Origin of the sequence: Streptomyces sp. NPDC048370, assembly GCF_043200825.1 — a bacterium.
Lineage (GTDB): Bacteria > Actinomycetota > Actinomycetes > Streptomycetales > Streptomycetaceae > Streptomyces.
In genome coordinates, this window is the sequence record NZ_JBICYI010000003.1 from 417,230 (window position 1) to 443,193 (window position 25,964).

At 72.5% G+C, this 25,964-nt stretch carries 29 protein-coding genes; 13 read left to right on the plus strand and 16 right to left on the minus strand.

The window, feature by feature from the left end; genetic code table 11:
• The first annotated feature begins 4 nt into the window (after positions 1-4).
• Positions 5-895 (plus strand): alpha/beta fold hydrolase, encoded by an 891-nt coding sequence (locus ACGFYP_RS09240; RefSeq protein ID WP_393489165.1) that lies wholly within the window; start codon positions 5-7, stop codon positions 893-895.
• A 59-nt stretch (positions 896-954) separates the two neighbouring features.
• Here ACGFYP_RS09240 and ACGFYP_RS09245 read toward each other — a convergent pair whose 3' ends face one another.
• Positions 955-2,325 (minus strand): nucleoside hydrolase, encoded by a 1,371-nt coding sequence (locus ACGFYP_RS09245; RefSeq protein ID WP_393488277.1) that lies wholly within the window; start codon positions 2,323-2,325, stop codon positions 955-957.
• 67 nt (positions 2,326-2,392) lie between these two features.
• Here ACGFYP_RS09245 and ACGFYP_RS09250 point away from each other — a divergent pair, with 67 nt between their 5' ends.
• Together ACGFYP_RS09250 and ACGFYP_RS09255 are read left to right on the plus strand one after the other, a co-directional pair.
• Positions 2,393-3,355, plus strand: coding sequence for a hypothetical protein (locus ACGFYP_RS09250; RefSeq protein WP_393488280.1), 963 nt, complete (start codon positions 2,393-2,395; stop codon positions 3,353-3,355).
• Positions 3,356-3,357: 2 nt separating this feature from the next.
• Positions 3,358-3,714, plus strand: a complete 357-nt coding sequence (locus ACGFYP_RS09255) for a GntR family transcriptional regulator (protein ID WP_393488284.1) — start codon at positions 3,358-3,360, stop codon at positions 3,712-3,714.
• A gap of 172 nt (positions 3,715-3,886) precedes the next feature.
• Here ACGFYP_RS09255 and ACGFYP_RS09260 read toward each other — a convergent pair whose 3' ends face one another.
• A complete protein-coding gene (locus ACGFYP_RS09260; RefSeq protein ID WP_393488286.1) occupies positions 3,887-4,846 on the minus strand; it encodes a D-2-hydroxyacid dehydrogenase family protein in 960 nt (319 codons plus the stop codon).
• Positions 4,847-5,009: 163 nt separating this feature from the next.
• Here ACGFYP_RS09260 and ACGFYP_RS09265 point away from each other — a divergent pair, with 163 nt between their 5' ends.
• The 3 genes from ACGFYP_RS09265 to ACGFYP_RS09275 are packed head-to-tail and all read left to right on the plus strand — an operon-like array spanning position 5,010 to position 8,289.
• On the plus strand, positions 5,010-6,500 hold the full coding sequence (locus tag ACGFYP_RS09265; protein WP_393488289.1) for an APC family permease: 1,491 nt from the start codon (positions 5,010-5,012) through the stop codon (positions 6,498-6,500).
• Positions 6,497-6,937, plus strand: a complete 441-nt coding sequence (locus ACGFYP_RS09270; RefSeq protein WP_393488291.1) for a hypothetical protein — start codon at positions 6,497-6,499, stop codon at positions 6,935-6,937. The genes ACGFYP_RS09265 and ACGFYP_RS09270 overlap by 4 nt, the downstream gene beginning before the upstream one ends.
• Positions 6,934-8,289 (plus strand): hypothetical protein, encoded by a 1,356-nt coding sequence (locus tag ACGFYP_RS09275; protein ID WP_393488294.1) that lies wholly within the window; start codon positions 6,934-6,936, stop codon positions 8,287-8,289. The genes ACGFYP_RS09270 and ACGFYP_RS09275 overlap by 4 nt, the downstream gene beginning before the upstream one ends.
• Before the next feature lie 3 nt (positions 8,290-8,292).
• On the opposite strand, the gene ACGFYP_RS09280 is transcribed toward ACGFYP_RS09275, so the two are convergent.
• Positions 8,293-9,072, minus strand: a complete 780-nt coding sequence (locus ACGFYP_RS09280; RefSeq protein ID WP_393488296.1) for a PP2C family protein-serine/threonine phosphatase — start codon at positions 9,070-9,072, stop codon at positions 8,293-8,295.
• A gap of 154 nt (positions 9,073-9,226) precedes the next feature.
• Here ACGFYP_RS09280 and ACGFYP_RS09285 point away from each other — a divergent pair, with 154 nt between their 5' ends.
• Positions 9,227-9,526, plus strand: a complete 300-nt coding sequence (locus ACGFYP_RS09285) for a hypothetical protein (RefSeq protein WP_361959795.1) — start codon at positions 9,227-9,229, stop codon at positions 9,524-9,526.
• Positions 9,527-9,621: 95 nt separating this feature from the next.
• Here the strand turns inward: ACGFYP_RS09285 and ACGFYP_RS09290 are convergent, their stop codons facing one another.
• A complete protein-coding gene (locus ACGFYP_RS09290; protein WP_393488300.1) occupies positions 9,622-11,493 on the minus strand; it encodes a choice-of-anchor A family protein in 1,872 nt (623 codons plus the stop codon).
• Positions 11,494-11,669: 176 nt separating this feature from the next.
• Positions 11,670-12,026 (minus strand): STAS domain-containing protein, encoded by a 357-nt coding sequence (locus tag ACGFYP_RS09295; protein WP_393488304.1) that lies wholly within the window; start codon positions 12,024-12,026, stop codon positions 11,670-11,672.
• 162 nt (positions 12,027-12,188) lie between these two features.
• On the opposite strand from ACGFYP_RS09295, the gene ACGFYP_RS09300 reads away from it, so the two are divergent.
• A complete protein-coding gene (locus tag ACGFYP_RS09300; RefSeq protein ID WP_393488306.1) occupies positions 12,189-12,608 on the plus strand; it encodes a hypothetical protein in 420 nt (139 codons plus the stop codon).
• A 19-nt stretch (positions 12,609-12,627) separates the two neighbouring features.
• Here the strand turns inward: ACGFYP_RS09300 and ACGFYP_RS09305 are convergent, their stop codons facing one another.
• Positions 12,628-13,449: a hypothetical protein gene (locus ACGFYP_RS09305; protein ID WP_393488311.1), complete on the minus strand. Its 822-nt coding sequence runs from the start codon at positions 13,447-13,449 to the stop codon at positions 12,628-12,630.
• Between the two features lie 380 nt (positions 13,450-13,829).
• On the opposite strand from ACGFYP_RS09305, the gene ACGFYP_RS09310 reads away from it, so the two are divergent.
• Positions 13,830-14,597, plus strand: coding sequence for a hypothetical protein (locus ACGFYP_RS09310; RefSeq protein ID WP_393488315.1), 768 nt, complete (start codon positions 13,830-13,832; stop codon positions 14,595-14,597).
• A gap of 164 nt (positions 14,598-14,761) precedes the next feature.
• Here ACGFYP_RS09310 and ACGFYP_RS09315 read toward each other — a convergent pair whose 3' ends face one another.
• The 4 genes from ACGFYP_RS09315 to ACGFYP_RS09330 form a co-directional block, all read right to left on the minus strand.
• Positions 14,762-15,037, minus strand: coding sequence for a hypothetical protein (locus ACGFYP_RS09315; protein ID WP_361968845.1), 276 nt, complete (start codon positions 15,035-15,037; stop codon positions 14,762-14,764).
• 56 nt (positions 15,038-15,093) lie between these two features.
• Positions 15,094-15,360 (minus strand): hypothetical protein, encoded by a 267-nt coding sequence (locus ACGFYP_RS09320; protein WP_393488318.1) that lies wholly within the window; start codon positions 15,358-15,360, stop codon positions 15,094-15,096.
• A 145-nt stretch (positions 15,361-15,505) separates the two neighbouring features.
• The gene (locus ACGFYP_RS09325; protein ID WP_393488321.1) at positions 15,506-15,760 is read right to left on the minus strand and encodes a hypothetical protein; all 255 of its coding nucleotides are present in this window, start codon (positions 15,758-15,760) and stop codon (positions 15,506-15,508) included.
• Between the two features lie 6 nt (positions 15,761-15,766).
• Positions 15,767-16,357, minus strand: a complete 591-nt coding sequence (locus tag ACGFYP_RS09330) for a DUF5994 family protein (protein WP_393488324.1) — start codon at positions 16,355-16,357, stop codon at positions 15,767-15,769.
• A gap of 274 nt (positions 16,358-16,631) precedes the next feature.
• Here ACGFYP_RS09330 and ACGFYP_RS09335 point away from each other — a divergent pair, with 274 nt between their 5' ends.
• From ACGFYP_RS09335 to ACGFYP_RS09345, 3 genes are all read left to right on the plus strand, one after another.
• Positions 16,632-17,132, plus strand: coding sequence for a DUF5994 family protein (locus tag ACGFYP_RS09335; RefSeq protein WP_393488327.1), 501 nt, complete (start codon positions 16,632-16,634; stop codon positions 17,130-17,132).
• A 97-nt stretch (positions 17,133-17,229) separates the two neighbouring features.
• A complete protein-coding gene (locus tag ACGFYP_RS09340) occupies positions 17,230-17,586 on the plus strand; it encodes a PRC-barrel domain-containing protein (protein ID WP_393488330.1) in 357 nt (118 codons plus the stop codon).
• A 28-nt stretch (positions 17,587-17,614) separates the two neighbouring features.
• Positions 17,615-17,782 carry a hypothetical protein gene (locus ACGFYP_RS09345; protein WP_393488333.1) on the plus strand — a complete coding sequence of 56 codons (168 nt, stop codon included), beginning with the start codon at positions 17,615-17,617 and terminating at the stop codon, positions 17,780-17,782.
• 79 nt (positions 17,783-17,861) lie between these two features.
• On the opposite strand, the gene ACGFYP_RS09350 is transcribed toward ACGFYP_RS09345, so the two are convergent.
• The 6 genes from ACGFYP_RS09350 to ACGFYP_RS09375 form a co-directional block, all read right to left on the minus strand.
• Positions 17,862-19,370, minus strand: a complete 1,509-nt coding sequence (locus ACGFYP_RS09350) for an FAD-binding oxidoreductase (protein WP_393488335.1) — start codon at positions 19,368-19,370, stop codon at positions 17,862-17,864.
• Positions 19,371-19,529: 159 nt separating this feature from the next.
• Positions 19,530-20,918, minus strand: coding sequence for a condensation domain-containing protein (locus ACGFYP_RS09355; protein WP_393488338.1), 1,389 nt, complete (start codon positions 20,916-20,918; stop codon positions 19,530-19,532).
• 108 nt (positions 20,919-21,026) lie between these two features.
• The gene (locus ACGFYP_RS09360) at positions 21,027-22,229 is read right to left on the minus strand and encodes an NAD(P)/FAD-dependent oxidoreductase (RefSeq protein ID WP_393488340.1); all 1,203 of its coding nucleotides are present in this window, start codon (positions 22,227-22,229) and stop codon (positions 21,027-21,029) included.
• Positions 22,230-22,353: 124 nt separating this feature from the next.
• Complete coding sequence (gene sigJ / locus ACGFYP_RS09365) at positions 22,354-23,298, minus strand: RNA polymerase sigma factor SigJ (protein ID WP_393488342.1); 945 nt, start codon at positions 23,296-23,298, stop codon at positions 22,354-22,356.
• Between the two features lie 235 nt (positions 23,299-23,533).
• The gene (locus tag ACGFYP_RS09370) at positions 23,534-24,199 is read right to left on the minus strand and encodes a response regulator (RefSeq protein ID WP_393488344.1); all 666 of its coding nucleotides are present in this window, start codon (positions 24,197-24,199) and stop codon (positions 23,534-23,536) included.
• Entirely contained in the window at positions 24,196-25,347 is a 1,152-nt protein-coding gene (locus tag ACGFYP_RS09375; protein ID WP_393488347.1) for a sensor histidine kinase, read from the minus strand. The genes ACGFYP_RS09370 and ACGFYP_RS09375 overlap by 4 nt, the downstream gene beginning before the upstream one ends.
• A gap of 196 nt (positions 25,348-25,543) precedes the next feature.
• On the opposite strand from ACGFYP_RS09375, the gene ACGFYP_RS09380 reads away from it, so the two are divergent.
• Positions 25,544-25,882, plus strand: coding sequence for a DUF6223 family protein (locus tag ACGFYP_RS09380; protein ID WP_393488350.1), 339 nt, complete (start codon positions 25,544-25,546; stop codon positions 25,880-25,882).
• Positions 25,883-25,964 lie beyond the last annotated feature (82 nt).

A 25,964-nucleotide genomic window follows, 5' to 3' on the forward strand; every position in this document is an offset into this window, starting at 1 on the left:
CGAGATCGACACCCGCACGCTGGAAGCGACCGGTGCCACGCTGAGCTACGACATCCGCCCGGGCGGGTCCGGCGGGGCCGGCGGGTCCGGCGGGTCCGGCGAGCCGGCGACCGCACCGCTGTTCCTGATCGGTTCGCCCATGGACGCGTCGGGCTTCCTGACCCTGGCGTCCCACTTCACCGACCGGACCGTCATCACCTACGACCCCCGGGGCATGGCCCGCAGCGTCCGCACCGACGGCGCGGCCGAGTCGACGCCCGAGGAGCACGCCGACGACCTGCGCCGGGTCATCGAGGCGGTCGGGGCGGGCCCGGTGGACGTCTTCGCCAGCAGCGGCGGCGCCGTCAACGCGCTCGCCCTCGTGGCGGGCCGCGGCGACCTCGTGCGGACGCTCGTCGCCCACGAGCCGCCGACGGTGCAGGTGCTCCCGGACCGGGAGGCGGCGCTCGAGGTCTGCGCGGACATCCGCGAGACCTACCTGCGCGCGGGGATGGGCCCCGCCATGGCGAAGTTCATCGCCGTCAGCGTCCGGAAGGGCCCCTTCCCGACGAACTGGGCCGACGAGCCCGCCCCCTCGCCCGCCGCCTTCGGCCTGCCGACCGAGGACGACGGCTCGCGCGACGACGCGCTGCTCGGGCAGAACCTGCGCACGTGCACCGGTTACGTCCCCGACTTCGACGCGCTCAGGGCCGCGCCGAGCCGCATCGTCGTCGCCGTCGGCGAGGAGTCGGAGGGCGAGCTCGCCCACCGCGCGGGCGTGGAGGTCGCCGCCGCACTGGGCACGGAGCCCGCCGTGTTCCCCAGCCACCACGGCGGCTTCCTGGGCGGCGAGTACGGCCAGCAGGGCGCGCCGACGGAGTTCGCGAAGGCGCTGCGGGACGTACTGGAGGCCTGAGAGGCGCTCGGACGGCCCGGGTTCTGGAGGCGCCGGGTCCTGGAGGCTCCGTACGGGTCCTAGGCGCGCTCGCCCAGGACCCGCACCGCCTCCACGATCAGCTCCCAGAAGCCGGGGACGTCGACCTCCATGCCCACGTCCGCGTTCGGCGAGCGGCCGGTCACCCCTTGCAGGTCCACGACCGTCGCGCCGCGCGTGTACGTGCCGGTCAGCTCGATCGAGACCGCCGCCCGCACCAGGCTGATCAGCGACGGGTCGATCAGGTGCGCCACGGTGAGAGGGTCGTGCAGCGGCGGGGCGTCGAAGCCGTACACCTCGCGGTAGGTGGCGGCGAAATAGGTGAGCAGCTCGACGCAGAGCCGGGAGAGCGGGGTGCCGAGCGCCGCGATCCGGGCGACGACGTCGGGGGTCGCCCGGGCCTGGTGGGTGGCGTTGAGCCCGAACATCGTGACAGGCAGCCCGCTGGAGAAGACGATGTCCGCCGCCTCCGGGTCGCAGAGGATGTTGAACTCGGCCGCCGGGGTGGTGTTCCCGCGCCCGGTCGAGCCGCCCATCAGCACGATCCGCTCGATCCGGGGGGTCAGCTCCGGGTGGGCGAGCAGGAAGGTGGCGATGTTGGTGAGCGGCCCGGTCGGGACGAGCGTCACGGGCGCCGGGTGCGCGAGGAGGGTGTCCCGGATCAGGGTGCGGGCGTCGCGCGGGTCCTGCGGGACGTCGGGCTTGCCCTCGCCGAAGCCGGGGCCGTCGAGCCCCGAGCCACCGTGGATGTCCTCGGCGACACGCTGTTCGCGGTCCTGCGCCCCGTGCAGGGGCCGGTCACTGCCGGCCGCGATCGGCACGTCGCGGATCCCGGCGACGGAGCAGACGCGGCGCGCGTTGAGGGTGGTCTTCTCCACGGTCTGGTTGCCCGCCACGGTGGTGACGGCCAGCAGCTCGACGGCCGGATGGGCGGCGGCGAGGAGGATGTTGAACGCGTCGTCGTGACCGGGATCGCAGTCGAGGATCACGGGTACGGGCATACCTCCACCGTCCCACAGCCCCGCCCGCCCGTCACGAGTCGCGGGACGGGCGGGCGCGCCGGGTACGGGCCCGGTCGACCGTCGGTGACGTCCTGAGCGCGGCGCTCGTCGGAGGGCGTCATGAGCCCTTGGCGCTGCGCGCCGCGCGCACGGCGGCCGCCGCGTCCACGTCGCCGAGGCCGGGGTGTCGAGCCTGTACGGCTGGAGGGCGGTCGAGTCGTTCCCGGCGGCGGCGACGACCACCGCGCCCTTGGAGTTGGCGGCGGAGATGGCCTGGTTGAGGATGCCGCCCTTGAGGAGACGGGCCATCAGGCCGGACTCGCCGAGGGAGAGGTTGATGACGTCGGCGCCGTGTTCGGCGGCCCGGACGATGCCCTTGGCGGCCCGGTCGACAACCGGCCGCAGCGGCACGCATCTTGAGAGCGCTAAGCGCATTGTTCTAGTAGAGTACGAACAATCGCTCGACCGGGAGGTTTCCATGAACCACGCCCCGACCCCTGGCGCACTCCACGCCCCGACCCGGCTGCGCGCGTTCGCCGCGCTGCCCTTCCTGCTCGCGCTCGCGCTGCACCTGACCGTGCTCGCGGTGTCGGGCGACCGGCTGCCCGACCCCCTCGCCACCCACTTCGCCCCCGACGGCCGTGCCGACGGCTGGACCGACCCGACCGCGTTCGCACTGATCAGCGCCGGTCTCCTCGTCGGCCTCGGCACCGGCTGGACCCTGCTCGTTCGGCGCGCCGCGCTCTGGGGCGCGTGGCTGACCGCCGGCGCCACGGGGGCGCTGTTGGCCCTTCTCGTACGGGACAACCTCGACGCCACCGACCCGGCGCAGGTCGTCTCGCCGCTCGCCAACCTCACGGTCGCGGCGGGCGCGGGCGGGATCGCCGCGCTCGTGGGGTGGGCGCTGACCCGGCTCGTACCGCCCGAGGACGCGCCCCGGGAGACACCGGATCGGCAAGGGGAGACGCTGCCGCTCGGGCCGAGCGAGGTCGCCGGCTGGTCGCGCGTCGTGGACTCGCGCCCGATGGGCGTCACGGGCGCGGTCCTGGTGGCGGCCGCCCCGGTGGCCCTGCTCCTGACGCCGTGGCCGGTCGGGCTCGCCCTCGCCGCCGGTGGCGTCCTCGTCCTCGGCACGGCCCGGGTCAGGGTCACGGTCGACCGGCGCGGTCTGACCCTGCGCCCGGCGCTCGCACCCTGGCCCCGTGTGCGGGTCCCGCTCGACGAGGTCACGGGCGCGAGCGCCCGGGAGATCGACGCCTTGGCGGAGTTCGGTGGTTGGGGCTACCGCGTCCGCGCCCACCGCACGGGCATGGTCATGCGCTCGGGCGAGGGTCTGGTCGTACGGCGGGAGGGCGGCCGGGAGTTCGCGGTCACCGTGTCCGACGCACGGACGGCCGCCGCCCTGTTGAACACCCTGGCCGAACGGCGTGGGAGGGTCTGACCATGCTCTTCCGGGTCGACCCCGCCTCCGCCGTACCGCTCGGCGACCAGATCGCCGCCTGCGTGCGCGGGGCCCTCGCCGACGGTTCGGCGAGCCCCGGCGAGCGCCTCCCGGCCGCCCGGGAGCTCGCCGACTCGCTGGGCGTCAACGTCCACACCGTCCTGCGCGGCTACCAACGCCTGCGCGAGGAGGGCCTGATCGAGCTCCGCAGGGGCCGGGGCGCGGCCATCGTCCCCGGCGCCCCGGTGGGCGCCCGCGCCCGCCTCGCCGAACGGGCCAGGGAGCTCGTCACCGAGGCCAGGGGCCTTGGCCTGACGGACGACGAACTGCTCTCCCTGGTCCGCGGCGAACTCCTCTGACTCAGCCGCGCTTCGTGGGCGCCCCGACGCAGGCCCACCGGTCCCCGTGCCCCGTCCACCGGAAGACGGCGGAGCCGTCGGGGCTCACCCCGAAGAGCCCGCCGCTGCCGAACACGAACGTCCGGCCGGGCTCGGCCCTTTGTCCGCGGACGACAAGCCGCCCCGCCCCCCGCTACCGCAGCGTCCGCACCGGCGCCCCCGCCAGGAACGCCTCGATGTCCTCCACCGCCTGGCCGAAGTAGCGGTCGTAGTTCCCCCGCGTCACGTACCCCAGGTGCGGAAGCGCCAGGACGTTCGGCAGGGAACGCAACGGGTCGTCGGCCGGGAGCGGCTCCGTGGGGAAGACGTCGAGGCCGGCGCCGGCGATCCGGCCCTCGCGGAGGGCGTCCAGCAGGGCGGGCTCGTCCACCAGGCCCGCCCGTGAGGTGTTGATCAGGTACGAGGACGGGCGCATCGCCCGCAGTTCGGTCTCCCCGATCAGGTTCCTGGTCCTCTCCGAGAGGACCATGTGCAGGGAGACGAAGTCCGAGCGCTCCAGCAGCTCCCGCTTCTCCGCCGCCCGCGCGACCCCGTGCTCCGCCGCCCGCTCGTCCGTCAGGTTCGGGCTCCAGGCGACGACCTCCATGCCGAAGGCGAGCCCCACCCGCGCCACCCGGCCGCCGATCTTGCCGAGGCCGACGAGTCCGAGCGTCCGGCCGGCCAGGTCCGTGCCGACGGTCGACTGCCAGGGGCCGCCCTCGCGCACCGCCCGCGCCTCGGCCGGTACGTGCCGGGCGAGGCCGAGGATCAGCGCCCAGGTCAGCTCGGCGGGCGGCTCGGAGCTGCTGGCCGTACCGCAGACCGTGATCCCGAGCGCGGCGGCCGCCGCCAGGTCGATGGAGGCGTTGCGCATTCCCGAGGTGACCACGAGCCGCAGCCGGGGCAGGCGCTTCAGGAGCTCGGCGTCCAGCGGGGTCCGCTCCCGCATGACGACGAGGATCTCGCAGTCCTCGACGGCGGCGACGAGCGCGTCCCGATCGGTGAGGTGCTCGTGCAGGACGCGTACGTCGACGCGGTCGGCGAGCGGGCTCCAGTCGGCGGAGGAGAGGGCGACGCCCTGGTGGTCGTCGAGTACGGCGCAGCGGTGCTTCATGCCCTCATGATCGCGCGGCGGGGCGATCGTACGACAGGGGGCCGGGCCGTGCGTCGCGGTGCTGCGGCAGCCGGGTGACGGTAGGCGATCGGACCTGCCCGGAGCGACAAACCCACCACCCGACCGGAGAATTGGCCTGATTTGTACCACGGAGGGAGAACGCATGAGCTCGACGGACCTCCCCGCCGATGTGCCCCGCCAGGTGGCGCATGCGGAGGTGAGCCGAAAGCCGGCCGTGCCCACGATGACCTGGGTGACCCTGGCGCTGATGACCACCGCCTCGGTGGCGAGCCTGCGCGCCGCGCCCACGATGGCCGTCTACGGCCTGGCCTGTGTGTTCCTCTACCTCGTCCCGGCGATCGTGTTCCTGCTGCCGACCGCGCTCGTCTCGGCGGAGCTCGCCTCGGGATGGAGCGGTGGTGTCTACCGCTGGGTCTCCGAGGGCCTCTCCAAGCCGCTCGGATTCCTCGCGGTCTGGTGCCAGTTCGCGATGACGATCTTCTACTACCCGAGCCTGCTCGCCTTCGTCGCCTCCACCATCGCGTACATCATCGATCCGGCGCTGGCCGCCAACGGCCTCTACACCGCGATCGTCATCATGGTCCTGTACTGGACGGGCGTCTGGGTCTCGTCGCGCGGGACGAAAGCCCTCGCGGGGCTCTCCAGTTGGGGCCTGATCATCGGCACGCTCGTCCCCGGCACCGTCCTCGTCGTCCTCGGCCTGGTCTTCCTCGGCCAGGGCAACCCCTCGGCCGCGCCGATGACCTCCAGCCATCTGCTGCCGCAGTGGACGGGCCTGGCCAGCCTCGTCCTGATCGTCAACAACTTCCTCTCGTACTCGGGCATGGAGATGAACGCGGTCCACGTCTCCTCGCTGAAGAACCCGGGCAAGGAGTACCCGAGGTCGATGTTCCTGGCCGTCGGGCTCGTGCTGCTGATCTTCATCCTTCCGGCGCTCGCGATCAGCTGGGTGGTCCCGGCGGACAAGCTCAGCCTGACGGCCGGTGTGATGCAGGCGTTCCAGGCGTTCTTCTCGTACTTCGGTGTCGGCTGGATGACCCCGATCGCCGCCGTGATGCTGATCGCCGCCTCCCTCGGCGGCATGCTGACCTGGCTGGCCGGGCCGTCCAAGGGCCTGCTGGAGATCTCCCGCAGCGAGGGCTATCTGCCGCCGTTCCTGCAGAAGCTCAACAGGTTCGGCATCCAGCAGAACATCCTCGTCACCCAGGGCGTGGTCACCTCGGCGATCGCCCTCATGTACGCGCTGATCCCGAACGTGTCGAGCGTCTACTGGATCTTCTCGACGATCACCACCCAGGTGTATCTGATCGTCTATCTGCTGATGTTCGCCGCCGCGATCCGGCTGCGGAGGACCAAGCCCGACCACCCCCGCGGCTACCGGGCGCCCGCCCTCGTCCTGATCTGCAGCGTCGGTCTGCTGTCCTCGCTCGCCGCGCTCGCCATCGGCTTCGTCCCGCCCTCGCAGTTCGGCAGCGGCAGCGTCTGGTCGTACGTCCTGCTCATCGGCGCCGGCCTGGTGATCCTGGGCCTGCTGATCCCGTGGCTGTTCCTGAAGTTCCGCAAGCCCGGCTGGCGTACGGCCGCCGCGAGCTCCCCGCCCGGCACGCCCACCGCCACCGGAGGCGCCTCATGAGCCCCACCCGGTTCGCCTCCCAACACAAGTGGATCTACCTCGGCGCGATCGTCGTCCTGGTCGGCATGGTGATCGTCGGCCTGGTCCAGTACCGCGCCGTGAAACGCGACAACCAGACGGCCGCCAAGGCCGACGAACTCGCCGAGGAGCTGGCGAAGGCCGGCTACCCGGTGCCCGACCAGGAGACCACCGAATTCCTCCTCGGCACCGACGGCGGCGATGTCTGCGAGGACCCGGGCAGCGCCCTGACGAAGGCGCTCAGCCGCCTCCAGCAGCTCTCCAACGGCGCCACGGGTCCCGGCGCGCGGCCGGTCATCGCCGACAGCGCGGCGATCGGCGCGGAACGGATCGTGCTCCAGGTCTACTGCCCCGACAAGGTGGACGACTTCGACGAGAGCGTCGCGGACCTCAAGACCGACGAAACGGTACGCCGATGAGTACGCCAGGATCCCCCGACTCCCCCGACTCCCCGGACCGCTCGGGCTCTTCGGGTTCCAACGGCGAACTCGAAGCGCTTCGGGCGCGGATCGCCGCCCTGGAGACGGAGGCCGAGGCCGCGAAGGCCCGGCCGCCGCGCCACCGGCTGCGCTCCTTCTTCGCCGCCCTCCTGATCGTCCTCGGCTGCGTCCTCGCCCCGCTCGGCATCGTCGCCGCCTGGACGGCCGACGAGGTCGGCGACACCGACCGTTACGTCGCCACGGTCGCCCCGCTCGCCTCCGACCCCGACGTCCAGGCCGCCGTGGCGAACCGGGTCACCGGCGCGGTCATGGAACACATCGACCTGAACGCCCTCCTGGAGGGCGTGGCCCCCGACCAACGCCCGCTCCTGGCCAAGGCCCTGGGCCGGCTCGGGAGCTCCCTGGAGAGCGCGGTCCAGAGCTTCGTCCACGACAAGGCGGAGGAGATCGTCGCCTCTGACGCCTTCGAGACGGTCTGGACCGACGCCAACCGGGCGATCCACACCTCGGTCGTCCGCGCCCTGACCGGCAGCGGCGAAGGGGCGGTGGAGATCAAGAACGACACGGTGACGCTCGACCTCGCGCCCGTGATCGAGCGGGTCAAGCAACGCCTGGTCGAGTCCGGGCTCACCGTCGCCGAGAAGATCCCCGAGGTGCACACCGACTTCACGGTCCTCAAGTCCGACGACATCGGGAAGGTGAAGACCGGCTTCCGGCTCCTCCAGCTGATGGGCCTGTGGCTGCCGGTGCTCGCCGTGCTGCTCGCGGCGGCCGGTGTGCTGCTCTCCGCCCACCGCCGCCGCTCCCTGATCGCGGCGGCCCTCGGCTTCGCCGCGGCGGCGGTGATCCTCGGCATCGGCCTGACCGTCTTCCGTACGGTCTATCTCAACGCCCTGCCCGAAACCGTCTCGCAGGCCGCGGCCGGCTCCGTCTACGACGCCATGATCCGGCTGCTGCGGACGACGATCCGGATGGTGGTGGTCCTGGGGATCGTGCTCGCCCTGGCGGCCTGGCTGTCCGGGCCCGGGCGGTGGGCCACGGTGGTCCGCCAGTTGTGGGACTCGGGCATCGCGGCGACCCGGACGACGGCCGACCGCGTGGGTCTTCGCACGGGCCCGGTCGGCCCGTTCGTGGCCCGGCACCGGGTGTGGATCACCTGGATCCTGGTGGCCGCGGCGGTCGTCACGTACGTCCTCTGGGACCGTCCGACGGGCTGGGTGGTCGTGGGCCTGGCGCTGGCGCTGCTCTTCGCGCTGGCGGTGACGGCCTTCCTGGCGGAGGGGGAGGGGGCGGGGGAACGGGAGCCCGATCCCGTAGGGAAACCCACGTAGGGCTCACTTCCCGGTCTCGCCGATCTCCCCGGTCTCGCCGATCTCCCCGATCCGGACGAGGGCGAGGGTGATGTTGTCGGGTCCGCCCGCGTCGATGGCGGCCTTCCACAGCTCGAAAGCCGCCTTGCCGTCGTCGTGCAGGCGCAGCAGCTCCTCGATCTCCTCCTCGGGCACGGGGTCGGTAAGACCGTCGCTGCAGACGAGGTAGCGGTCGCCGGGGGCGAGCGGGAAGTCGGCGACGTGCGGGACGACGGCGTCGTACGTGTGGCTGCCGCCGAGGGTCTGGGTGACGGCCGATGTGGTGCGGTGCCCGGGCGCGGGCGGCGGGCTGTCGTCCACGCTGACCTGGCGGAGGCCGTTCCCGGAGGCGTGGAAGACCTTGCTGTCGCCGACGTTGAACGACAGGAGCGACTCCGGCAGGACGAGGGTGCCGGCGACCGTCGTACCCATGGTGGCCAGCTCGGGGCGGCTCTCGGCGGCCGCGTACACGGCCCGGTTGCAGACCTGCAGGGCCTCGCCGACCGTCTCCGTACCGTCGAGCGCGGGCCCGAGCGCGGCGAGCCGCCGGACCACCAGGGCACTGGCCACCTCACCGGCAGGCTGCCCGCCGAGCCCGTCGGCGACGGCCACGAGGAGGGGCCTGTCCAGCGGGAACAGCAGGGTCTGGGGGCTGTCGGTGACCGTCCCGCACAGGGTCCAGGGTCCGACGACGAGGCTGTCCTCGTTGTGCTCGCGCAGGAGCCCGGCGTGGCTCAGGGCGGTTACGGCGATGTAGGGGGCCACGGCTCCGCCTCCTCGTCCTCACGGCCCGTACGTCCCTCCCTCACCCCCATTGTCGCTCCGGCATGCGGGGTGCGGCCCGGCGTCGCACGCTGGTCTCCTGAGCCGCCTGTCCGCCGGGGAAGGCCGGGGAAGGCCGAGGAAGGGACGTCCGTCGATGTTCGCGAGGCTGAGCACGTACCAGGGGTCACCGGTTCCGCCCGACGGCGACCTGACCGCCAAGTCCGAGGCGATCGTCAAGCTGGTCGAGAACCTCCCGGGCTTCCGGGGCGCGTACTACCTGGTGGACCGGGAGACGGGCAAGGCGCGGTCGCTGACCCTGTGGGAGGACGAGGACGCGATGGTGGAGAGCGAGGAGGAGGCGGCCCGGGTCAGGGCCGAGTCGTCCCAGCGGGAGGGGCAGCAGGTGGTCTCGGTGGACCACTTCGAGGTGGCCTTCGTCCGCCTGGCTCCGTAGCGCGTCGAGGAGCTGATCCGATCGGCGTGGCCGCCGCCCACACCGGGCGGCGGCCACACCGTCATGGTCGGTCCGTCATGGGCGGACCGTCACCGTCAGGCGGCGCGGCGGGCGTGCGTGCCCTGGCCCGGGTCGCCGTAACCCAGGTCCTCGCACGGGTACTCGTCGCCGTAGCCCATGTCCTTGCAGGGCTCCTTGCGGCTGTTCGTCAGCCGGGCGGTCACGCTCTCGTGGTCGGCGTCGACGACGTACGGACCGGAGACGGGGTCGGCGGGCAGGACGTACCCGCTGGGGACTGCCGTCTCGCGCACGTAGTACGTGCCCTCGTCGAGGTCCTCGAAGGCGCAGACGCCCACGCTGCTCGTGGTGCACGCGGTCCCGACCCGGTGGTCCGGGTTGATGCCGATGGTCTGGAGGCCGGTGGTGTCATTGGTCTCCTGCCAGAGTTCGAACACCGCGCCACCGAGCGGCTGTCCGGTCTTGGCGTCCACCTTGGTGACGGTGAGGGAGCCGTCGACGGGCGGGACCGTGGTGGGGGTGTTGGCGGCCTGGACCGTCACGCCCTGGGCGGCGTTCTGCTCGGTCAGGACCAGCGGCCCGAAGACGTTCGGGTCGGGCAGGTCGTAGCCGTCGGGGGCCCTGGTCTCCTGCCAGTAGTACGTCCCGGTCTCCACGGTCCGCGAGCAGGCACCGTCGGTGTCGGTGGTGCACAGCGCCCCCACCTGCGTGTCGGGGTCGCCGCCGTTCGGCTGGAGGCCGGCGGTGCCGTTGGTCTCCTCCCACAGCTGGAACCACGCCCCCGCGAGCGGCGCGCTCGTCCCGGAGTCCGTCTTGACCACCTTCACCACACCGGTGACGGGCTGCGGCGCCCCGCAGTCGGGCAGGTCGCCGGTGAACGGGTACGCGTGGAACTCCTGGCCTCCGCCGCCCGTGGCGGCGCTGGTGTGGGTGAGCGAACCGGTGGTCAGGAAGCGCCCGTTGATGCCCGGCAGGGTGACGGTGGTGGTCGAGGACTGCTCGCCGAGCAGGAAGCTGCCCTGGAACTGTCCGGTGCCCGACAGGTTGACCGTCGTCGCGTCGGGGATGTTCCACAGCAGCCGCTCGCGGTAGGCGTTGAGCGGGTCGGTCCTGTCGTCGATGCCACCGCTGTAGGTGTTGATGGTGCGGTCGGCGCCCAGGACGTTGACGAGGATCGTCGCGTTCGCCGGGATGCCGGCGAAGACGACACCCTGCTGCTGGCCGTTGGTCCGGGTCATGTCGAAGTCGACGTTGAAGACCTGGAGCGCCGAGCTCCCGTCACCGGTGAAGAGCGTCCGGTGGTCCTGGTTGACGGCCGTGCCGGTGGGCGTCCGCGGGGTGCCGTCGACGCGGGCGTAACAGCGGCTCGCGGTGGTCAACCGGTCCCGCAGGGCGGTGTACGGGGCGGTGGCGTCGGCGTCCTTGACGAGGCTGCCCTTCACCACGCCGGTGACCGTACCGGCATGGCGTACGACTCCGGCCTCGGCGAGGACCTGCTGGTCCGTCGCGACGGTGATGTCGCCGCCGGTGGTGAGCCAGTCCGTGCCGGCTTCCGGGGGGACGCGGGATCCGACGCCGGCCTCGCCGACGTTGTAGTTCCGGCCTGCCCGGGGGTTCTTGTCCATGTCGAAGTCGTCGAGGACGACGACCCGTCCCTCGGCCTCCGCCGCGGAGCCGCGGACGAGGAAGTCGTCGCCGACGAAGACGTTGATCGCGTTGTCCCGGTGGACGATGTCCTTGTTGTTGATCCCGGGGAAAGGACCCGGCGGGCAGTCGCCGGGCACGCAGGGCCCGAGCCCGCCCGGGAGCGGCGCGGCCTGCGCGGGCGTGGCGCCGGGACCGAGGACGAGGACGGGTACGGCCGCGAGGGCGGCGGCGTAGGCGAGTCCGGCGGCTTTGGCGCGCGTTCTGGCGCGCGCCCGGAGCCGGACACTCGTGGGTGTTCTCATGATTCGGAGTCTGTGATTCCGCCCTCGGGCCCACCACGGGAGGCCCTCGGCGTTGGGCCTTCCGGCAGCCCCGCTCACCGGAAGGCATGAGCCCACCCCGCCAGTCGGCTCAAGCACGGCCCCCAGCGCCGGCGCGTCCCACCGACGTCAGTCGTCGACGGCCGCCGGGGCCGCCGTCAGCCGGGTTCGATGGTGAACAGCCCCAGGGTCCCGGTCAGCAGGAAGAGCTGGCGCAGCTGATCCGGGACGGGGCCGACCAGGACGAGCCGCTGGTGGCTGAAGTGCGCGGCGAGCAGTTCGTGGAGGAAGGAGGAGTCCCCGAATCCGACCTGGGAGATGTCCAGGACGGTCTGCCGACTCCCCTCGTGCCGGGCATCGGCGAGGGCCTCGTGCAGACACAGCACGCTCTCGATGTCGAACTCGCCGCTCGCGGAGAGCAGAGCCGTGCCGGGCTCGGGCGAGGGTTCCCGCACGACCCACGCCGTACGGACCGGCGCCCTGTAGGTCCGCCGCCGATTGTTCTCGATCATCATGGCGAGTCCCTCAGCCGGAAGAACCCCGCGATGGATCACCTGCGCGCACCTCCATTGTCCCGCACGCCGTGCGGTGAAGGGCGGTTCGGGCGGCGAATGGCTTGGGGGGCGCGGGGTATACCGGTCGCGACCACGGGGGTACGGGGCAAGGGGGGAACGGGCATGGCTCGACGGGGCGACAAGGACCGGCTCGGCTGCACGATCTTGGCGGTGGTGCTCCTGCCGTTCATCGTCGGCCTGGCCTACGTGCTGGTGATGGCGGTCTGGCGGATCGGCCGAGCCCTCTTCACCCGGGGCATTCCGCTGCTGGCCTCGGGGGACGCGGGCGCGTGGAAGCTCGTCCTGTTCCTGAGCCCCCTGGTGGCCACGATCGCCTTCATCATCTGGCACGCGGGCAGGGACGGGCCCAGCCCGGTGCCCGGCCGGAGGGTCTATCAGGGCGAGGACTGGGTCTGGCAGCCCGACAGCCAGGAGCTCCCCGGCACCCGCCCGGGCCCCGGGAACCCGCCGACCCCGAAGCCGACCCCGAAGCCGACCCCGAATCCGAAGCCGCGAGACGGCGTTGGAGGCCCAGACCGCTGACCTGGGACCTGGGCTGTTGTCAGCTGAGGCCGAGGTCGAGGCAGACCACGAGCACACAGAGGTCCGCTGGCGACGTCCCCGGCGTGCCGGCCGAGCCGTCGCCGTCCGGGGTCGTGGGCGCGGCCGGCTGCGTGGACGGCGTGTCGGCCGGGGCGGCCGGGGCCGCAGGCGCCGCCGGGGCCGCGGTGGCCGGGGATGTCCTGGCCGGCTGCGGGGCGGCGGCCGCCGGGACCGTCGTACGAGGCTGGGTGCGCGGCTGCGTGGCCTCGCGGGGCGCGGTGGCGTCGTACGGGCGCGGGCCTTCGGGCGGGAGCGCCTGTGCGGGAGCCGCGGGCGAGTCAGGCGTGGACGAGTCGGACGTGGGCGTGGGAGGCGTCGGCGAGGAAGGGCGCGTGCCCGGCGGTATGGACGTCGGCCGGGTGTCCTGGCCCGCTTCTTCCCCGGTGGAGCCGAGGCCCGCGTTCTCCGGCGCCGTGGCCGCCTGTGCCTGGTCGCCCGACTGCCGGTCCATCGCGGCCACGGTCAGACCGCCGCCCACGAGTGCGAAGGCGGTCGCGACCACGGCCCGGCGCTGGTTCTTCCGCCACCGCTCACGCTGGCGACGCCGCGCCGCCCGCCCTTCCGGCACGGTCGGCACATCGACGAGGTCCTCGGCCTCGACCGCGGCCGTCGTGGCCATCGCGGTTGCAGGGGCCGCCGTGACCGTCGTCGCCATGGTGGCCGAGGCCGGGGCGATCCGACCGCCGACGAAGTCCGGGGCGATGTCGGGGGCGTACGCACCGCACCCGGGGCACACCAACGCGCCGTTGAGGTGCCGCCGACACGAGGAGCAGTAGTCCATTTCCCGGTTCCCGGTCTTCCTGAGTTGACATGCCGTCGACCCGCCGGGGCGGCGGTCCGGTCACGTGCGCAGAGCGATCGAGCGGCCAGTCACGCTAACGAAGCTCTCGAAAGACTGTGCGCAGCCTGTGTGAGGCTCCTGTGGGGATTCCCCCGGGTTCGGATGACAGGGCGGATGTCGGACACGGTCGTGCGGCGTGGTGCGGCGTCGTGCGGTGTCGTGGCGCGTCGTGCGGCGGCGTGGCGCATCGTGCAGTGTCGTGCCGTCTCGTGCAGCGTCGTACAGATCCGTGAGCCGGATCAGCAGCCGGAGAGTTCCGGAACCGAGTGCCTGGTCAGGCCTCCCGGGGGCCGGCGGCTTCCACGGCTAGCCTCCGGATCATGCTGCGTATCGCCGACACCCGTACCGGCCACCTCGTGGAGATCCCGTCCGTCAGCCGCCATCTGCTGAGCATCTGCGTCCACCTGCCGCTCGGCGACACCGGGATCGGCATGACGGACATGCGGGCGCTCCTGGTCGGTGACGTACTGGCGCGCACGGCGGAGTTGCACGGCCTGCAGTCCCGTACGTTCCTCACCACGCCGGACCTGCCGGAGGAGCGGGCCGTGGCGCTCGATCGCGTCATGTCCGCCCTTGGGATCCACCCGCCCGCCACCGTCGGTGTCCACCGTCCGAACGGAACGCTCTGCGCCACCGCCGACGTTCACGTCCACGCGCACGCTTCCGCGGTGCGGGACGAGGCCGGCGGGGTACGCGTCGAGGTGGGGGAGATCGGCCCGGCGGCCCCGGAGGGGACCGATCCGCTGGCGGTGAGGCTGCTCGTGCTCGGCCACGCCCACCGCACGCCGGTCACGGTCACCGGGACCGCGCTCGACGAAGCCCGGCGGACGCTGGAGCACTGGCGGCAGCTGGTGGCCGGCTGGGCACAGGAACCGTCCAGGCCGGTCCCCGCCGACGTGCTGCGGGACGCCCATGCCCTGCTGGCCGACGATCTCGGCGTACCCGCCGTCCTGGACATGCTGGTCACCCTCGCGGAGAGCGCCGACGTAGCGGCCGGTGCCAAGTTCGAGACGTTCGCGTTCCTCGACCGCGTCCTCGGCCTCGACCTCGCGCGCGAGGTGGGCCACCAGCACCGGGCGGCGACGTAGAACGTCGGGGTGCATGGGCCTCACGGAGGCGGTCGTCACAACGGCCCCAGCGCATTCACTCCGCCGAGGCCGCCCTTCCGGATCGTCACACGTGAGCGTGGCCGATCCTGCTTCGATTCTACGACTTCGCCCGTCGTGCGGCCTCGTCGTCCGGGCGCTCCGTCTCAGCCGCCGCGTTCCTCCTCCTCGGCCTCCATGCGCCTGATTCCCTGGTGCGTCAGGGAGACCATCGAGGGTGTGTTGCCCGGCTCCCAGTCGACGCTGATCAGGCCCTCGCCGGCGAGATAGGTGCAGGCGGCGGCCAGGTCCTCCTCCGGGATGCGCAGGTCGTTGCGGAGCTTCCGCCCGGGGACTCCGAGGAGACGGTTGCCTTCGGTGGCTTCGTAGAGGGCGGTCAGGACCCGCTCGCGGTAGACCTGTCGCTCGCGGAGGGTCGCCATGATCGAGTCCTTGGGTTCCTCGGGTGCCTTGGGTTCATGCGACGGCCCGATGCTTCTCAGACCTCGTCGACGTGGGTGCCGATGTGGGCGGACGGTCTGCTGGCGGTGAGCCAGGAGCGGGCGGGGCCCGCGACGGACCGGGTGTTGACCGTGAGGTGGAGCCTGGTGCCGCCGTCGGGCGCGGGGTAGCTGCGCTGTTCCGTCCCGGCGAAGGAGTGCCGGAGCACTTCGGCGACCGCGCGGGCGGCTTCGGGGGTGGCGGCGACGATACGGATCTCGGCGTGTCCGGCCGAGGGCAGGGTGGCGGTGTCGGCGGGGTACAAGGGCGTGGTCCCTTCGAGGGCGAGCGAGAGGCCGGGCGGGTGGGTTGTCCCGGGTGTCGGGTGCCCCACCCGCGGCCTTCGGTCGGAGGAGTGGTCCGAGGGGGTGGTTCGAGGTCGTCAGGAGCCGGTCAGGCCGTCAGGGCCGTCAGGGCCAGGTGCCGGCGACCTTGCGCCGCGAGGCCTGTTCCCTGAGGCGGGAGGCCTGCTGCTCCCTGGGGCGCGAGGCCTGCTCCGTCGGCGGGTGGGGGCCGTGGCCGGGGGGCCGGCTGATGGCCGGGTAGGCGTCGCTGAAGTGGTAGGCCGCGATGCGTGAGTCGTGCTGGGCGTTGAGCCGATGGATCAGGCGGATGCCGAGCACGATCAGGAAGGCGCCTGCCGCGAGCGTGATCAGGGTCTCCATGGGGGGTCATCTCCGGGTGTTCCCCGGCAGGGGGATCATCCGCGAGCCGACGACCGGGTGACGGAGGGGCGCCGGGGCGGACCCGCCGTCGGTCTCCCAGGAGTCCTCGCCGATGCGGGCTTCCTTGCGGCTACGGGCGTCCAAGCTGTTCCGGGCGTCCCGCATACCGCGGCCGGTCGCCGCTTCGTCGGACATCAGCACACCGGCGGTGAGGACGCTGCCGGGCAGGGCAGCGGCGTCCATCAGCCGGGCGGCCGCGGCGGGTTCGGTCTCGGGCGGGATCACCAGCAGGTCGCAGCGGCCGACGGTGTACGAGAGCAGGATCAGCTTGTCGGGATCCTGTTCCGTGAACCAGCCGACGTGTACCAGGTGCCCGGTGACGGGGACCTTGTGCGGTACGACGGGCCAGGTGGTGGGGTTCACCATGACGCGTGTGACGCGTCCGAAGTTCCCCTCCAGCGCCTCGACCAGTGAGGGAAGCTCGGCGGCGAGGTCGCGCGAACGAGGCCACCAGGCGCCGTCCAAGAGGCCGGCGAGGGTGGTCTTCGGCGTCAGCGACAGGCGCGCCGAAAGCGGGGGAGCGAGGGTGGCGGTCATGATGCGGACCCGTCTCCGGGCCGCCCTGCAGGGCGGCCCAGTGCCTTGATCGCCGGAAACGACGTCCGCGTGGGAGCGGGTGTTCGAGTTACTCCCGGTACCTCCACCGTACTCCGCCCCATGGCCCGGCGAGTCGTTTCTGACCAGGCGATTTCCCGCCGGGCGGACCGGGAGGAGGAGCAGCCCCGCCCCAACGCCGCGGAGTACCGTGAGACCACGGCGCCATCTCGCCGGCCATGAGGTGTCGGCGGCCCGCGTAGGCAGGCGGACGACCATGGCCGAATCTGACGTTCCCACCCCTCGCGAGCTCGGGAAGCTCCTTCCGGACGAGATCCACCGAGCGGTGAAGCCGGGCACGGCCGTGCTCCGGCTGCGGACGACGCACTCCCGCGAAGGCGTCCTCGACGGCGCCTGGTGGCCCCGCTCCCGTGACGTCGCGACCGAGCTGCCCGCCCTGATCCAGGCGCTCACCGCGCACCTCGGCCCCATCACACGGGTCGGCCTGGACACCGCCGCGTGGGATGAGGTGCCGACCCGGGTGGTCGTCGACGGCCGACTCGTGCACCTCGACTCCTTCCCCGTCGGGGACGACACCGTCCTCATCACCCGTGGCGACAACGACCACTTCGCGCTGCTCGTGGTCCCGCCCCGCACCACCGCCGACGCGGCCCGCCTGGCGATGGCCCGTGCGGTCGACGCAGCCAACATCACCTCCGCCGCACAGATCCTCATCGCCCCTGTTCCCGACAGCGACTCCACCGAGTTGACCCGGTGAAACCCGCCGCGGCGTCCCGCGTTGGTGCCGTGGGCGACCAGGAGGCAGTCTGGGAAGGAGCAGGTCGCAAGCCACGACCCGGCCGAAGGAGCTCAGGATGATCGGGATGGCGGATATCCGTGAGTGGCGTGCACAGGACGTGATGGACGCCGGAGGGCACAGGATCGGAGTGCTCGAGGCGATCTACGTGGACACCAGCACGGACGAGCCGGCCATGGCCACGGTCCAGATCGGCCTGCCGACCCGCCACCGCCTGGTCTTCGTCCCGCTCGACGGGGCGGTCGTCGGGCCGGGCTATGTGAGGGTCGCGCACGACAAGGCGCTGGTGAAGCAGTGCCCTTCGATCGGCATGGACGACGTGCTCCCCTTCGAGGATGAGGGAGCCGTCTTCCAGCACTACGGCCTGGCCTACCAGCCGGGGCCGAACGGCGAGCGGCAGTTGGCCCGCCGCTGAGCCCGGCTCGACCGAGGAGGTGTCCCTCGTGGTTCTCGTCCTGGCCCTGATCGTCGTCGCGCTGGTGCTGGGCATCATCGGCGCCACCGCCGAGGGGCTGCTCTACCTGCTGTTCATCGGCATCGTCGTGCTCGCGGTGGCCATCGTCTACGTCGGCATGCGCCTGCGCCACTCCCAACGCCCGCGCCTGCGCTGACCCGTCACGCGCTGATCCGTCACACGCTGATCCGTCACGCGCTGATCCGTCACACGCTGATCCGTCACGCGCTGACCCGTCACGCTCGCTCGGGGCCGCCGACGGCCTGCGGGTAGCGGAACAGGCCGGCCGGGTCGTACCGGCGCTTGACCGCGACCAGGCGCTCGTAGTTGGCGCCGTAGTAGGCGTGCTGCCAGTCGCGCAGGTCCGGGTCGGGGAAGTTGACGTAGGCCGCGTCGGTGTGGAACCGGCGGCGGAGCGTGCGGTACATCGCCCGGGTCTGCTCAAGGAGCGCGTCCACGTCGGCGGGTGCCGTGCCGGGCTTCCACTGGGTGCCGATGTCGATCACGAACGTGGCTCCGCGGTGGGGGTAGGCGGTCTCGTCCGGGCGCGGCGCGCCGCTGGAGCCGCCCATGGCGAAGAGCGTCACATAGCCGGGGGCCTTGGCCGGTCCCGGACGCCACGAGCGGGCCCACTCGACCACCGCGGTCACGGTGTCCGGGGTCACCCACCGGTCGGGGACGAGGGACTTGCTGGCGTGGGACTCCACCGGCAGGGTGCCCTTGAGGAAGCCCTGCGCGTCCCAGAAGCTCTGCTCCTCGACGAACGCCTTGGTCGGACCCAGCTTCAGCAACGCCCCGAGGACGGCGCGCAGCGCCTCCTCGGAACCGAGCCGGTGCCCGAGCACCGACACGGAGGTCGTACCGTCACCCGCCTTCTTGAAACCGACGCGCAGATCGAAGTCGTTGCCGAGGTCCGCGTCGAGGACGTGCTGCACCTCGTCCATCACCCGTACGCCCGCCTCCAACGCGAAGGTCAGGTCGAAGACGGTGGCGCGCAGCCGGTTCACCGGTACGGCGTCGAAGACGAAGGCGGTGTTGATGCCGAAGTTGCCGCCCGCCCCGCCGCGGCAGGCCCAGAACAGGTCGGCGTTCTCGTCGTCGGCGGCCCGCACCACGGTCCCGTCGGAGAGGACGAGACGCGTCTCGGCGAGCCGGTCGCAGGTCAGGCCCCACTTGCGGTCGTTGAACCCGAGCCCGCCCCCGAGCGTCAGGCCGGCCACACCGACGCCGGGGCAGCGCCCGCCGGGGAAGTACAGACCCGAGTCCCGGGCCGCGTACACGTCGGAGTTGGTGGCTCCACCGCCCAGGTGCAGGCGGTCTCCCCGCGGCACCACGTTCTTGATCGGCCGCAGACTGATCACCAGGCCGCGCGTGGTCGAGAACCCGGCGTAGCTGTGGCCGCCGGAGCGCGCCGCGAAGGGAACCCCGTGCTTCGCGCACCAGCGGACCGCCGCCGCCACGTCGCCCTCGGAGGCACAGCTCAGCACCCCGGCGGGACGGACGGAGGCGTAGCGCCGGTTGTTGGCGTCGGCATGGGCGGCGTAGTCCTGATCACCCGGGCGGTACAGCCGCGCGGCCGGGCTCACCGACCGGCGCAGCTCCCGCCAGGCGGCGGGCTCGGGGCGCGGTCCGGCGGCGGCCGCCACAGGCTGCTGCCCGCCATGTCCCCAGGCCAGGGCGGCCCCGGCCGCTGAGGCCGCGCCGCCGCGCAGGACGACTCGTCGGCTGATTCGGCTGTTCTGCACCGCAGTTCCCTTTCGCCGTCACTCCATGACCGGGGCTCACGATGGAGCGGAGGGTGGAGGCGCGGGAACCCTGACACTCGAGGCCGGTCGCGGTTCACGCGAACGAGCGCGGCGGACCGGGCATCCGCTCAGTGCCGAGCAGCGGTCATCGAGCAGCGGTCATCGAGCAGCAGTCACCGAGTGGATGAAGTCCCGCAGCCGCTCGACGTAGAGGCGCATGTTCTTGTGCGCGATGTCGGTGTCCGGATGGCGGCTCGCCAGGTGCAGCCCCTCGTGGAGCCGGTTGACCCAGACGCAGGCCTGGGTGCCGTACGACACCCGGATCAGGCCGTGGACCGTCCAGTCGACCCACCGCTCCGAGCCGGGAAGGGCACGGCCGTCGACGAACGAGACGATCGAGTACAGGTCCGGGGACGTCGGGCGGAAGTCCGGACCGAGCAGGTCGAGCACGCGGGCGAGGGGGACGCGGGACAGCCTCCGGTTGGCGCGCAACTGGTCGCGCACGTTCCGCAGCGCGGCGGGGAAGTCGGGCACCTGGGCCGCGGCCAGCTCGACGGGGGCGCCGCCGACGTACCAGCCGACGGACTCCGACCACTCCGACTTCGCCCGTGTGTGGAAGGGCACGACCGTGCGGTACACGGTCTGTCCGTCGAGCTCGTGGGCGATGAGGCCGGTGGCGGCGAGGAGTCCGATGAGGCTTCCGCCGTAGGGCCGGCAGTACGCCTCGAACGCGGCGGCGGCGTCCGCGTCGACGAGCATCTCGCTCATGAGCGTCTGGGGCGCCAGGGTGCCCGGATCCTGGCCGAGGTCGATCGGGAAGCTCGGGAGCCCTCCGCCGCACCGGCGGATGAACTCCCGCCAGTGGGCGACGATGTCGTGCTCCTCGTCGATCCGGTCCGCGTCCTCCCGCTCGACCTGGCAGAAGTCGACGTAACTGCCGGGCGGCGGGGTGTCCCGCACGGCGCACCGCTCGACTCCGGCCGCGTAGAGCTCGTGGACCTCGGCGGGCACCCGCTGGAGGGAGTACGAGTCGACGTTGCTGTGGTCGAAGGCCATGTACACGCTGGCGCCGTCGTCCCTGACGACCGCCGCGTACAGGAAGTTGGGCCACCCGAGCGAGTCGGCCGCGACGTCGAACCGGTCCTGGAGGTGCTGGACGAGGCCCGCCGCGTCGGGGAAGTCGCCGACCGACTCGCGGTGCAGCGTCACGTCCCGGGCGTCGAGCGTGAACCGCCGCATCTCGTCCCCGACCCAGCGGAACCCGCTGCGCAGCGTCTCGTGCCGCAGCGTCCAGCGGCGCAGCGCGTCACCAAGGGCGTCGAGATCGACCCTGCCGGGAACGTCGAACGCGATACCGAGCCAGGTCGGTACGAACAGCCCGCCCTCACGGACGCTCCTGGACGTCCTGATGTGGGATTCCTGGAGGTACGCCGGGGGGCGGGAGTCCTCGGGCAGCGCGGCGGCCTTGGTGACGGTGGCCGCCGAGAGCGACCATTCCACGAGCCGCCCGGGCCTGACCTCGCACCGCTGGATGTCTGTGACACGCACGACGGGCTCCGATCACGGGGGGAGAGGTCACCACCTGCGCGGCACCCGAACCAACAACGACACCGGAGACGTCGGGTCACACCACGGGCGAGTTCGGACGTGGCGAGGTCAGGCCGCCGCCTCCGCCCGTGCGCGGCTCCGGGTCTCCTGTCGTACGACTCGCCGGCGCCGGGACGGCATGCCCAGGGTCGGGTTGGCGACGCCCCAGGCCGCGCCCTTGCAGATCAGTTCCTTGTAGCGGGCGGCCAGGCGGCCCGTCAGGGCCTTGTCGACCGCTTGGTCGTCGGCGGTGACGAACTGGATCAGGCCCTCCTTGCGGCCGAGGGAGATGCACTGCTGGGAGTAACGGATGGAGACCTGGGGGACCTTGGTGTCGGCGAGACGGGCGGCGATGGCGTCGGCGGCCTGCCAGGCCATGGGGACGCCCGAGGCGCAGGACATGCGCAGCGGCTTGTCGCCCGGGCCGATCGCCATCGCCGCGTCGCCCACGGCGTACACGTCCGGGTGGGAGACCGAGCGCATCGTGGCGTCGACCGTGATCCGGCCGTCGTCGGCGAGCTCCAGGCTGGTGGCCGCGGCGATCGGGTGGACGGCGAAGCCGGTGGTCCAGACGGTGACGTCGGCGGGGACGGTCCGGCCGTCGGCGGTCGTCAGGCGGTCCGCCTCCACGGCGTCGACCGCGGTGTTTTCGTGGACCGTGATGCCGAGTCCGTCCACCACCTTCCGCAGGTGGCTGCGGCCCTTCTCCGAGAGCCAGTCGCCGAGGGCGCCGCGGGCGGCCAGGGCGACGTCGAGGTCGGGGCGGGCCTCGGCGATCTCGGTCGCGGCCTCCAGGCCGGTCAGGCCGCCGCCGACCACGACGACGGTCCGGCCGGCGTCGAGGGCGGCCAGGCGGTCGCGGAGGCGCAGGGCGCCGGGTCGGCTGGAGATCTCGTGGGCGTGTTCGGCGGTGCCGGGGACGCCCCCGTCGTTCCAGCCGCTGCCGAGGGCGTGGACGAGGGTGTCGTACGCCAGTTGCTCCCGCTCGTGGCCGTTCGCGGCGGCGACCGTCACCGTCTTGCGGTCCACGTCCACGGCGGTCACCTTCGCGAGCTTCAGCTCCACACCCGTGCCCGCGAACATCTCGCCGAACGGGCGGGGCCTGAGGTCCTGGCCGGCCGCGATCTGGTGCAGCCGGACGCGCTCGACGAAGTCGGGCTCGGGGTTGACGAGGGTGATGGTGACGTCCTCGTGGTGCAGCCGCTTGGCGAGGCGGCCGGCGGCGACGGCACCGGTGTAGCCGGCTCCGAGGACGACGATGCGGTGCTGCATGTCCGTGCTCCTGTCTGGGCGGGGGCTGCCGTTGTCCGGCGTGGTCTCGCACCTTGAACCGGACAGCCCACCGATCCCTGACAGGATCCTGATGTGACCCGCGTCACATAGGCTCCACGCCCCCTCAGAGGGTGTGGAGCGGCCCCTCCCCGTGGTCCGAGGCGGCCCACTGCTCGGTGGCGCGGACGAGCTTGTCGGGGTTGACCTGGCTGCGGATCGCGGCGATGCCGTCCGCGGTGACCTCCAGGCAGGTGATCGCGACGACCCGGCCGTCCACGACCGCCACGATGGCGGGCCCGCCGTTGGCGGTCGTGGCGTAGATGTCGGGCGCGCCGCCGACATGGGCCCGCTTGGCCGGGCTGGGCTTGAACAGGCCGCGCATGAACGTGGCGACCGCGCGCGCGCCCTCGAACGCCTTCGCGCGCGCCAGGACCTTCCCACCACCGTCGCCGACCGAGACGGCGTCCTGGGTGAGCAGCCGTACGAGGGGTTCGGTACGGCCGCTGGTCGCCGCGGCCAGGAACTCCTCGACGATCCTCCGGGCGGCGACCTCGTCGATCTCGGTGCGTGCCTTGCCGTCCGCGATGTGCTTCTTGGCCCGGTGGTAGGTCTGCTGGCTGGCGGCCTCGGTGATCTCCAGGATCTCGGCGATCTCCCGGTGCGGGTGGTCGAAGGCCTCGCGCAGCACGTACACCGCCCGCTCGCCCGGCGACAGGCGCTCCAGCAGCACGAGGACGGCGTACGACACGGAGTCGCGCTGCTCGGCGGTGTCGGCGGGGCCGAGCATCGGGTCCCCGGCGAGCAGCGGCTCGGGGAGCCACCTCCCGACGTACGTCTCGCGCCGGGCGCGCGCGGAAGTGAGCGCGTTGAGGCACCAGTTGGTGAGGACCTTCGTCAGCCAGGCCTCGGGCACCTCGATCCGCCCGACGTCGGCCGCCTGCCAGCGCAGGAACGTTTCCTGTACGGCGTCCTCGGCCTCGCTCGCCGAGCCGAGCAGCCGGTAGGCGATGGCCTCCAGCCGGGGCCTGGCACTCTCGAACCGGTCCACGTCACTCGCGATCAAGGCCATGCCGCGATCCTAGGCGCCCGACGGACGGAGGCCCAGGTCTCTGGCCCGGGCCCTCGTGGGTGCTTGAGACGGCCTAGGCTCCGGCGAGCCCGGCGGAGCCTGGGCGTCGGCGGACGAGGAAGCGTACGCTACCCGGGCCCGTTCGTTCTGGGGTCAGTCTCGAAGAGCGCGGGTCACGCCGCTTGAGTACACCTACTCATCCCCGCCCTCCCTCCGTACCTGGTCGGAGCCGACGTCAGGCGTCGTTGCGGGGGACCACCAGGCCGGATTCGTAGGCGAGGATCACGAGTTGGGCGCGGTCGCGGGCGTGGAGCTTGGTCATGGACCGGTTGATGTGGGTCTTCGCGGTCATCGGGCTGATCACCATCCGGTCGGCGATCTGGTCGTTGGACAGGCCCTGCGCGACCAGGGTGACGGCCTCGCGTTCCCGGTTCGTCAGCTCCTCAAGACCCGTGCGGGCGCCGGTGTCGAGTGGCTGGGCGACGTACCGGTTGATCAGTTTGCGGGTGATCGACGGGGCGAGCAGGGCGTCTCCGCGCGCGGCGACGCGTACGGCGTGGAGGAAGTCCTCCGGCACGATGTCCTTGACGAGGAAGCCGGTCGCGCCCGCGCGAAGTGCGTCGAAGACGTACTCGTCGAAGCCGTAGTTGGTGAGGATGACGACGCGCACGCCGGCCAGGGCCGGGTCCGCCGCGATGTGCCGGGTCGCCTCGATGCCGTCCATGACGGGCATCTGGACGTCGATGAGCGCGATGTCGGGCAGGAGTTCCCTGACCAGGGCCAGGCCCTCTCGTCCGTCGCCGGCCTCGGCCACCACCTCGATGTCGTCCTCGAGGTCGAGGAGGGCGCGGAATCCGCTGCGGAGGAGCGGCTGGTCGTCCACCAGCACGACACGGATCATGACGTCCGCTCCACGGGGAGTTCGGCCTGGACGGTGAATCCGCCGCCCGGGAGTGGTTCGGCGCGCAGTCGGCCACCGAGAGCGGTGACCCGCTCGCGCATGCCGAGCAGCCCGAAGCCGGCCGTGGGGGAGGTGCCAGGCGATGCCTTGCCGTCGTCGTCGACGCGTATCGCGACGGCGTCCGGACGCCAGTCGATCCCGACCGACGCCGTGGCGGCGTGCGCGTGACGGGCGATGTTGGTGAGCGACTCCTGCACGATCCGGTAGACGGTCCGGTCCACCGCGGTCGGTACGTCGTGTCGCTGTCCCCCGACCGTCAGAGTCGCGTCCAGGCCGATCGCGCGAGCCTGTTCCACCAGGTCCGGGATGTCGTCGAGGCCGCGTGGCGGGGCCGTGTCGTCGTCGCGCAGCGCCTCCAGCGTCGCGCGCAGTTCCCGGCTCGCCTCACGTCCGGCCGTCTGGATGGCCAAGAGGGCCTCCGGCACGTCCTCACCCCGCCTGCGGGCCACATGGACGGCGACGTCCGCCTGCACCTTGATGATCGAGATCTGGTGAGTGAGGGAATCGTGCAGTTCCCGCGCGATGCGCAGGCGCTCGTCATCGGCACGGCGCCGTGCGGTTTCCTCCCGGGTGCGCTCGGCCTCGTCCGCCCGCTGCTCGGCCTGCCGCAGCGCCTCGCCCGCGGCCCCGGCGGCGATCAGCCAGGCGATCTCCAGCGCGCCCCGGGACTGCGCGAGCGCCTCACTCATGTCGTGCGTGCCCGAGACCAGGGCGGCGACAGGGAGGGCGGCGAGCATGGCGACGCTCGCTGCGATCGTGAGGGTACGGCGGCCGGCCCGTACGGCCGCGTACACGGCGAACAGGTAGGCGACGGCGGCCACGTCGAAGCCGGCCGCCTGGTACCCGACGGCGCACAGGCCGGTGACGGCCAGGACGGCGATCGGGGCACGGCGGCGCGCGACGAGGACGAGGCCGCCGGCCGTGAGGAGCGCGTAGCCGAGCAGGTCGACCGGGCCGAGGCCGGTGGTGGAGTGCCGGCCGGAGAGGCCGGTGACCAGCAACGCGGCGGCCACGCCGATGGCGATCGCGCCGTCCGTGACGGCCGCTCGTCCATCGGCTCGCAGGCCGGACCGTGCTGTGCTGCTCATGCGCGCAACCTACCCACGTACCGCCTCTGCCGAGTCCGTCCCAAGGACGAGGGGCCGGCTACCGCGCGCGCGGTACATCCGCGGTGTCTGCCGCTTCCGTGGCAGCGCGAAGTGTCCGCGTCCGTCGGACGACCGGAGGTGGGTCCGGCGGACATGCTCGGAGGACATTCCGTCGCAGGAGGAGAAGGAGTACGCCATGTCCGTCCGATACGCGCTTGCCGAGGTCCAGCCGGTCGCCGCCAGTGTCTTCCACGTGAGCGCCGGGCGGGCGGGCGCCACCACGGCCGCAGTCCTCGGGCTGATCGGAGTGGTCGCCGGCTGGCGGGCCCTCCGTCGTGCTTGGCGCCCCGGGGCCGTCGTCGCCCTGTCGGCGGGGTTGATCGCCATGGTTCTCGGTGGCCTCGTCGCGGCCACCGCCTCCGGCGGCCTCGGCACCGGCAACGGCCTGGGCGGGGCCTATGTCGGCCTGTTGGTGGGGCTGATCGCGACCACCCTCGGCGGACGGGCCCTGACCCGCTTCCGACCGACCGGCTGACACCTGCCGAAGTGTGACCCGCGTCACACATGCCGCCTGTCAGGAATCGGGTCGCTGTCCCGCTCAAGTCACCGAGAGCCCA

Excerpts from the sequence above, each read along its gene's own strand:
- ACGFYP_RS09250 (WP_393488280.1), top strand. The coding sequence starts at position 2,393 with ATGAACCACGCCCCGACCCCTGGCGCACTCCACGCCCCGACCCGGCTG.
- ACGFYP_RS09300 (WP_393488306.1), top strand. The coding sequence starts at position 12,189 with ATGGCTCGACGGGGCGACAAGGACCGGCTCGGCTGCACGATCTTGGCG.
- ACGFYP_RS09340 (WP_393488330.1), top strand. The coding sequence starts at position 17,230 with ATGATCGGGATGGCGGATATCCGTGAGTGGCGTGCACAGGACGTGATG.
- ACGFYP_RS09290 (WP_393488300.1), bottom strand. The coding sequence starts at position 11,493 with ATGAGAACACCCACGAGTGTCCGGCTCCGGGCGCGCGCCAGAACGCGC.
- ACGFYP_RS09275 (WP_393488294.1), top strand. The coding sequence starts at position 6,934 with ATGAGTACGCCAGGATCCCCCGACTCCCCCGACTCCCCGGACCGCTCG.
- ACGFYP_RS09310 (WP_393488315.1), top strand. The coding sequence starts at position 13,830 with ATGCTGCGTATCGCCGACACCCGTACCGGCCACCTCGTGGAGATCCCG.
- ACGFYP_RS09315 (WP_361968845.1), bottom strand. The coding sequence starts at position 15,037 with ATGGCGACCCTCCGCGAGCGACAGGTCTACCGCGAGCGGGTCCTGACC.
- ACGFYP_RS09330 (WP_393488324.1), bottom strand. The coding sequence starts at position 16,357 with ATGACCGCCACCCTCGCTCCCCCGCTTTCGGCGCGCCTGTCGCTGACG.
- ACGFYP_RS09285 (WP_361959795.1), top strand. The coding sequence starts at position 9,227 with ATGTTCGCGAGGCTGAGCACGTACCAGGGGTCACCGGTTCCGCCCGAC.
- ACGFYP_RS09335 (WP_393488327.1), top strand. The coding sequence starts at position 16,632 with ATGGCCGAATCTGACGTTCCCACCCCTCGCGAGCTCGGGAAGCTCCTT.
- ACGFYP_RS09325 (WP_393488321.1), bottom strand. The coding sequence starts at position 15,760 with ATGGAGACCCTGATCACGCTCGCGGCAGGCGCCTTCCTGATCGTGCTC.
- ACGFYP_RS09380 (WP_393488350.1), top strand. The coding sequence starts at position 25,544 with ATGTCCGTCCGATACGCGCTTGCCGAGGTCCAGCCGGTCGCCGCCAGT.
- ACGFYP_RS09295 (WP_393488304.1), bottom strand. The coding sequence starts at position 12,026 with ATGATGATCGAGAACAATCGGCGGCGGACCTACAGGGCGCCGGTCCGT.
- ACGFYP_RS09265 (WP_393488289.1), top strand. The coding sequence starts at position 5,010 with ATGAGCTCGACGGACCTCCCCGCCGATGTGCCCCGCCAGGTGGCGCAT.
- ACGFYP_RS09255 (WP_393488284.1), top strand. The coding sequence starts at position 3,358 with ATGCTCTTCCGGGTCGACCCCGCCTCCGCCGTACCGCTCGGCGACCAG.
- ACGFYP_RS09360 (WP_393488340.1), bottom strand. The coding sequence starts at position 22,229 with ATGCAGCACCGCATCGTCGTCCTCGGAGCCGGCTACACCGGTGCCGTC.
- ACGFYP_RS09375 (WP_393488347.1), bottom strand. The coding sequence starts at position 25,347 with ATGAGCAGCACAGCACGGTCCGGCCTGCGAGCCGATGGACGAGCGGCC.
- ACGFYP_RS09305 (WP_393488311.1), bottom strand. The coding sequence starts at position 13,449 with ATGGACTACTGCTCCTCGTGTCGGCGGCACCTCAACGGCGCGTTGGTG.
- ACGFYP_RS09270 (WP_393488291.1), top strand. The coding sequence starts at position 6,497 with ATGAGCCCCACCCGGTTCGCCTCCCAACACAAGTGGATCTACCTCGGC.
- ACGFYP_RS09260 (WP_393488286.1), bottom strand. The coding sequence starts at position 4,846 with ATGAAGCACCGCTGCGCCGTACTCGACGACCACCAGGGCGTCGCCCTC.
- sigJ (WP_393488342.1), bottom strand. The coding sequence starts at position 23,298 with ATGGCCTTGATCGCGAGTGACGTGGACCGGTTCGAGAGTGCCAGGCCC.
- ACGFYP_RS09370 (WP_393488344.1), bottom strand. The coding sequence starts at position 24,199 with ATGATCCGTGTCGTGCTGGTGGACGACCAGCCGCTCCTCCGCAGCGGA.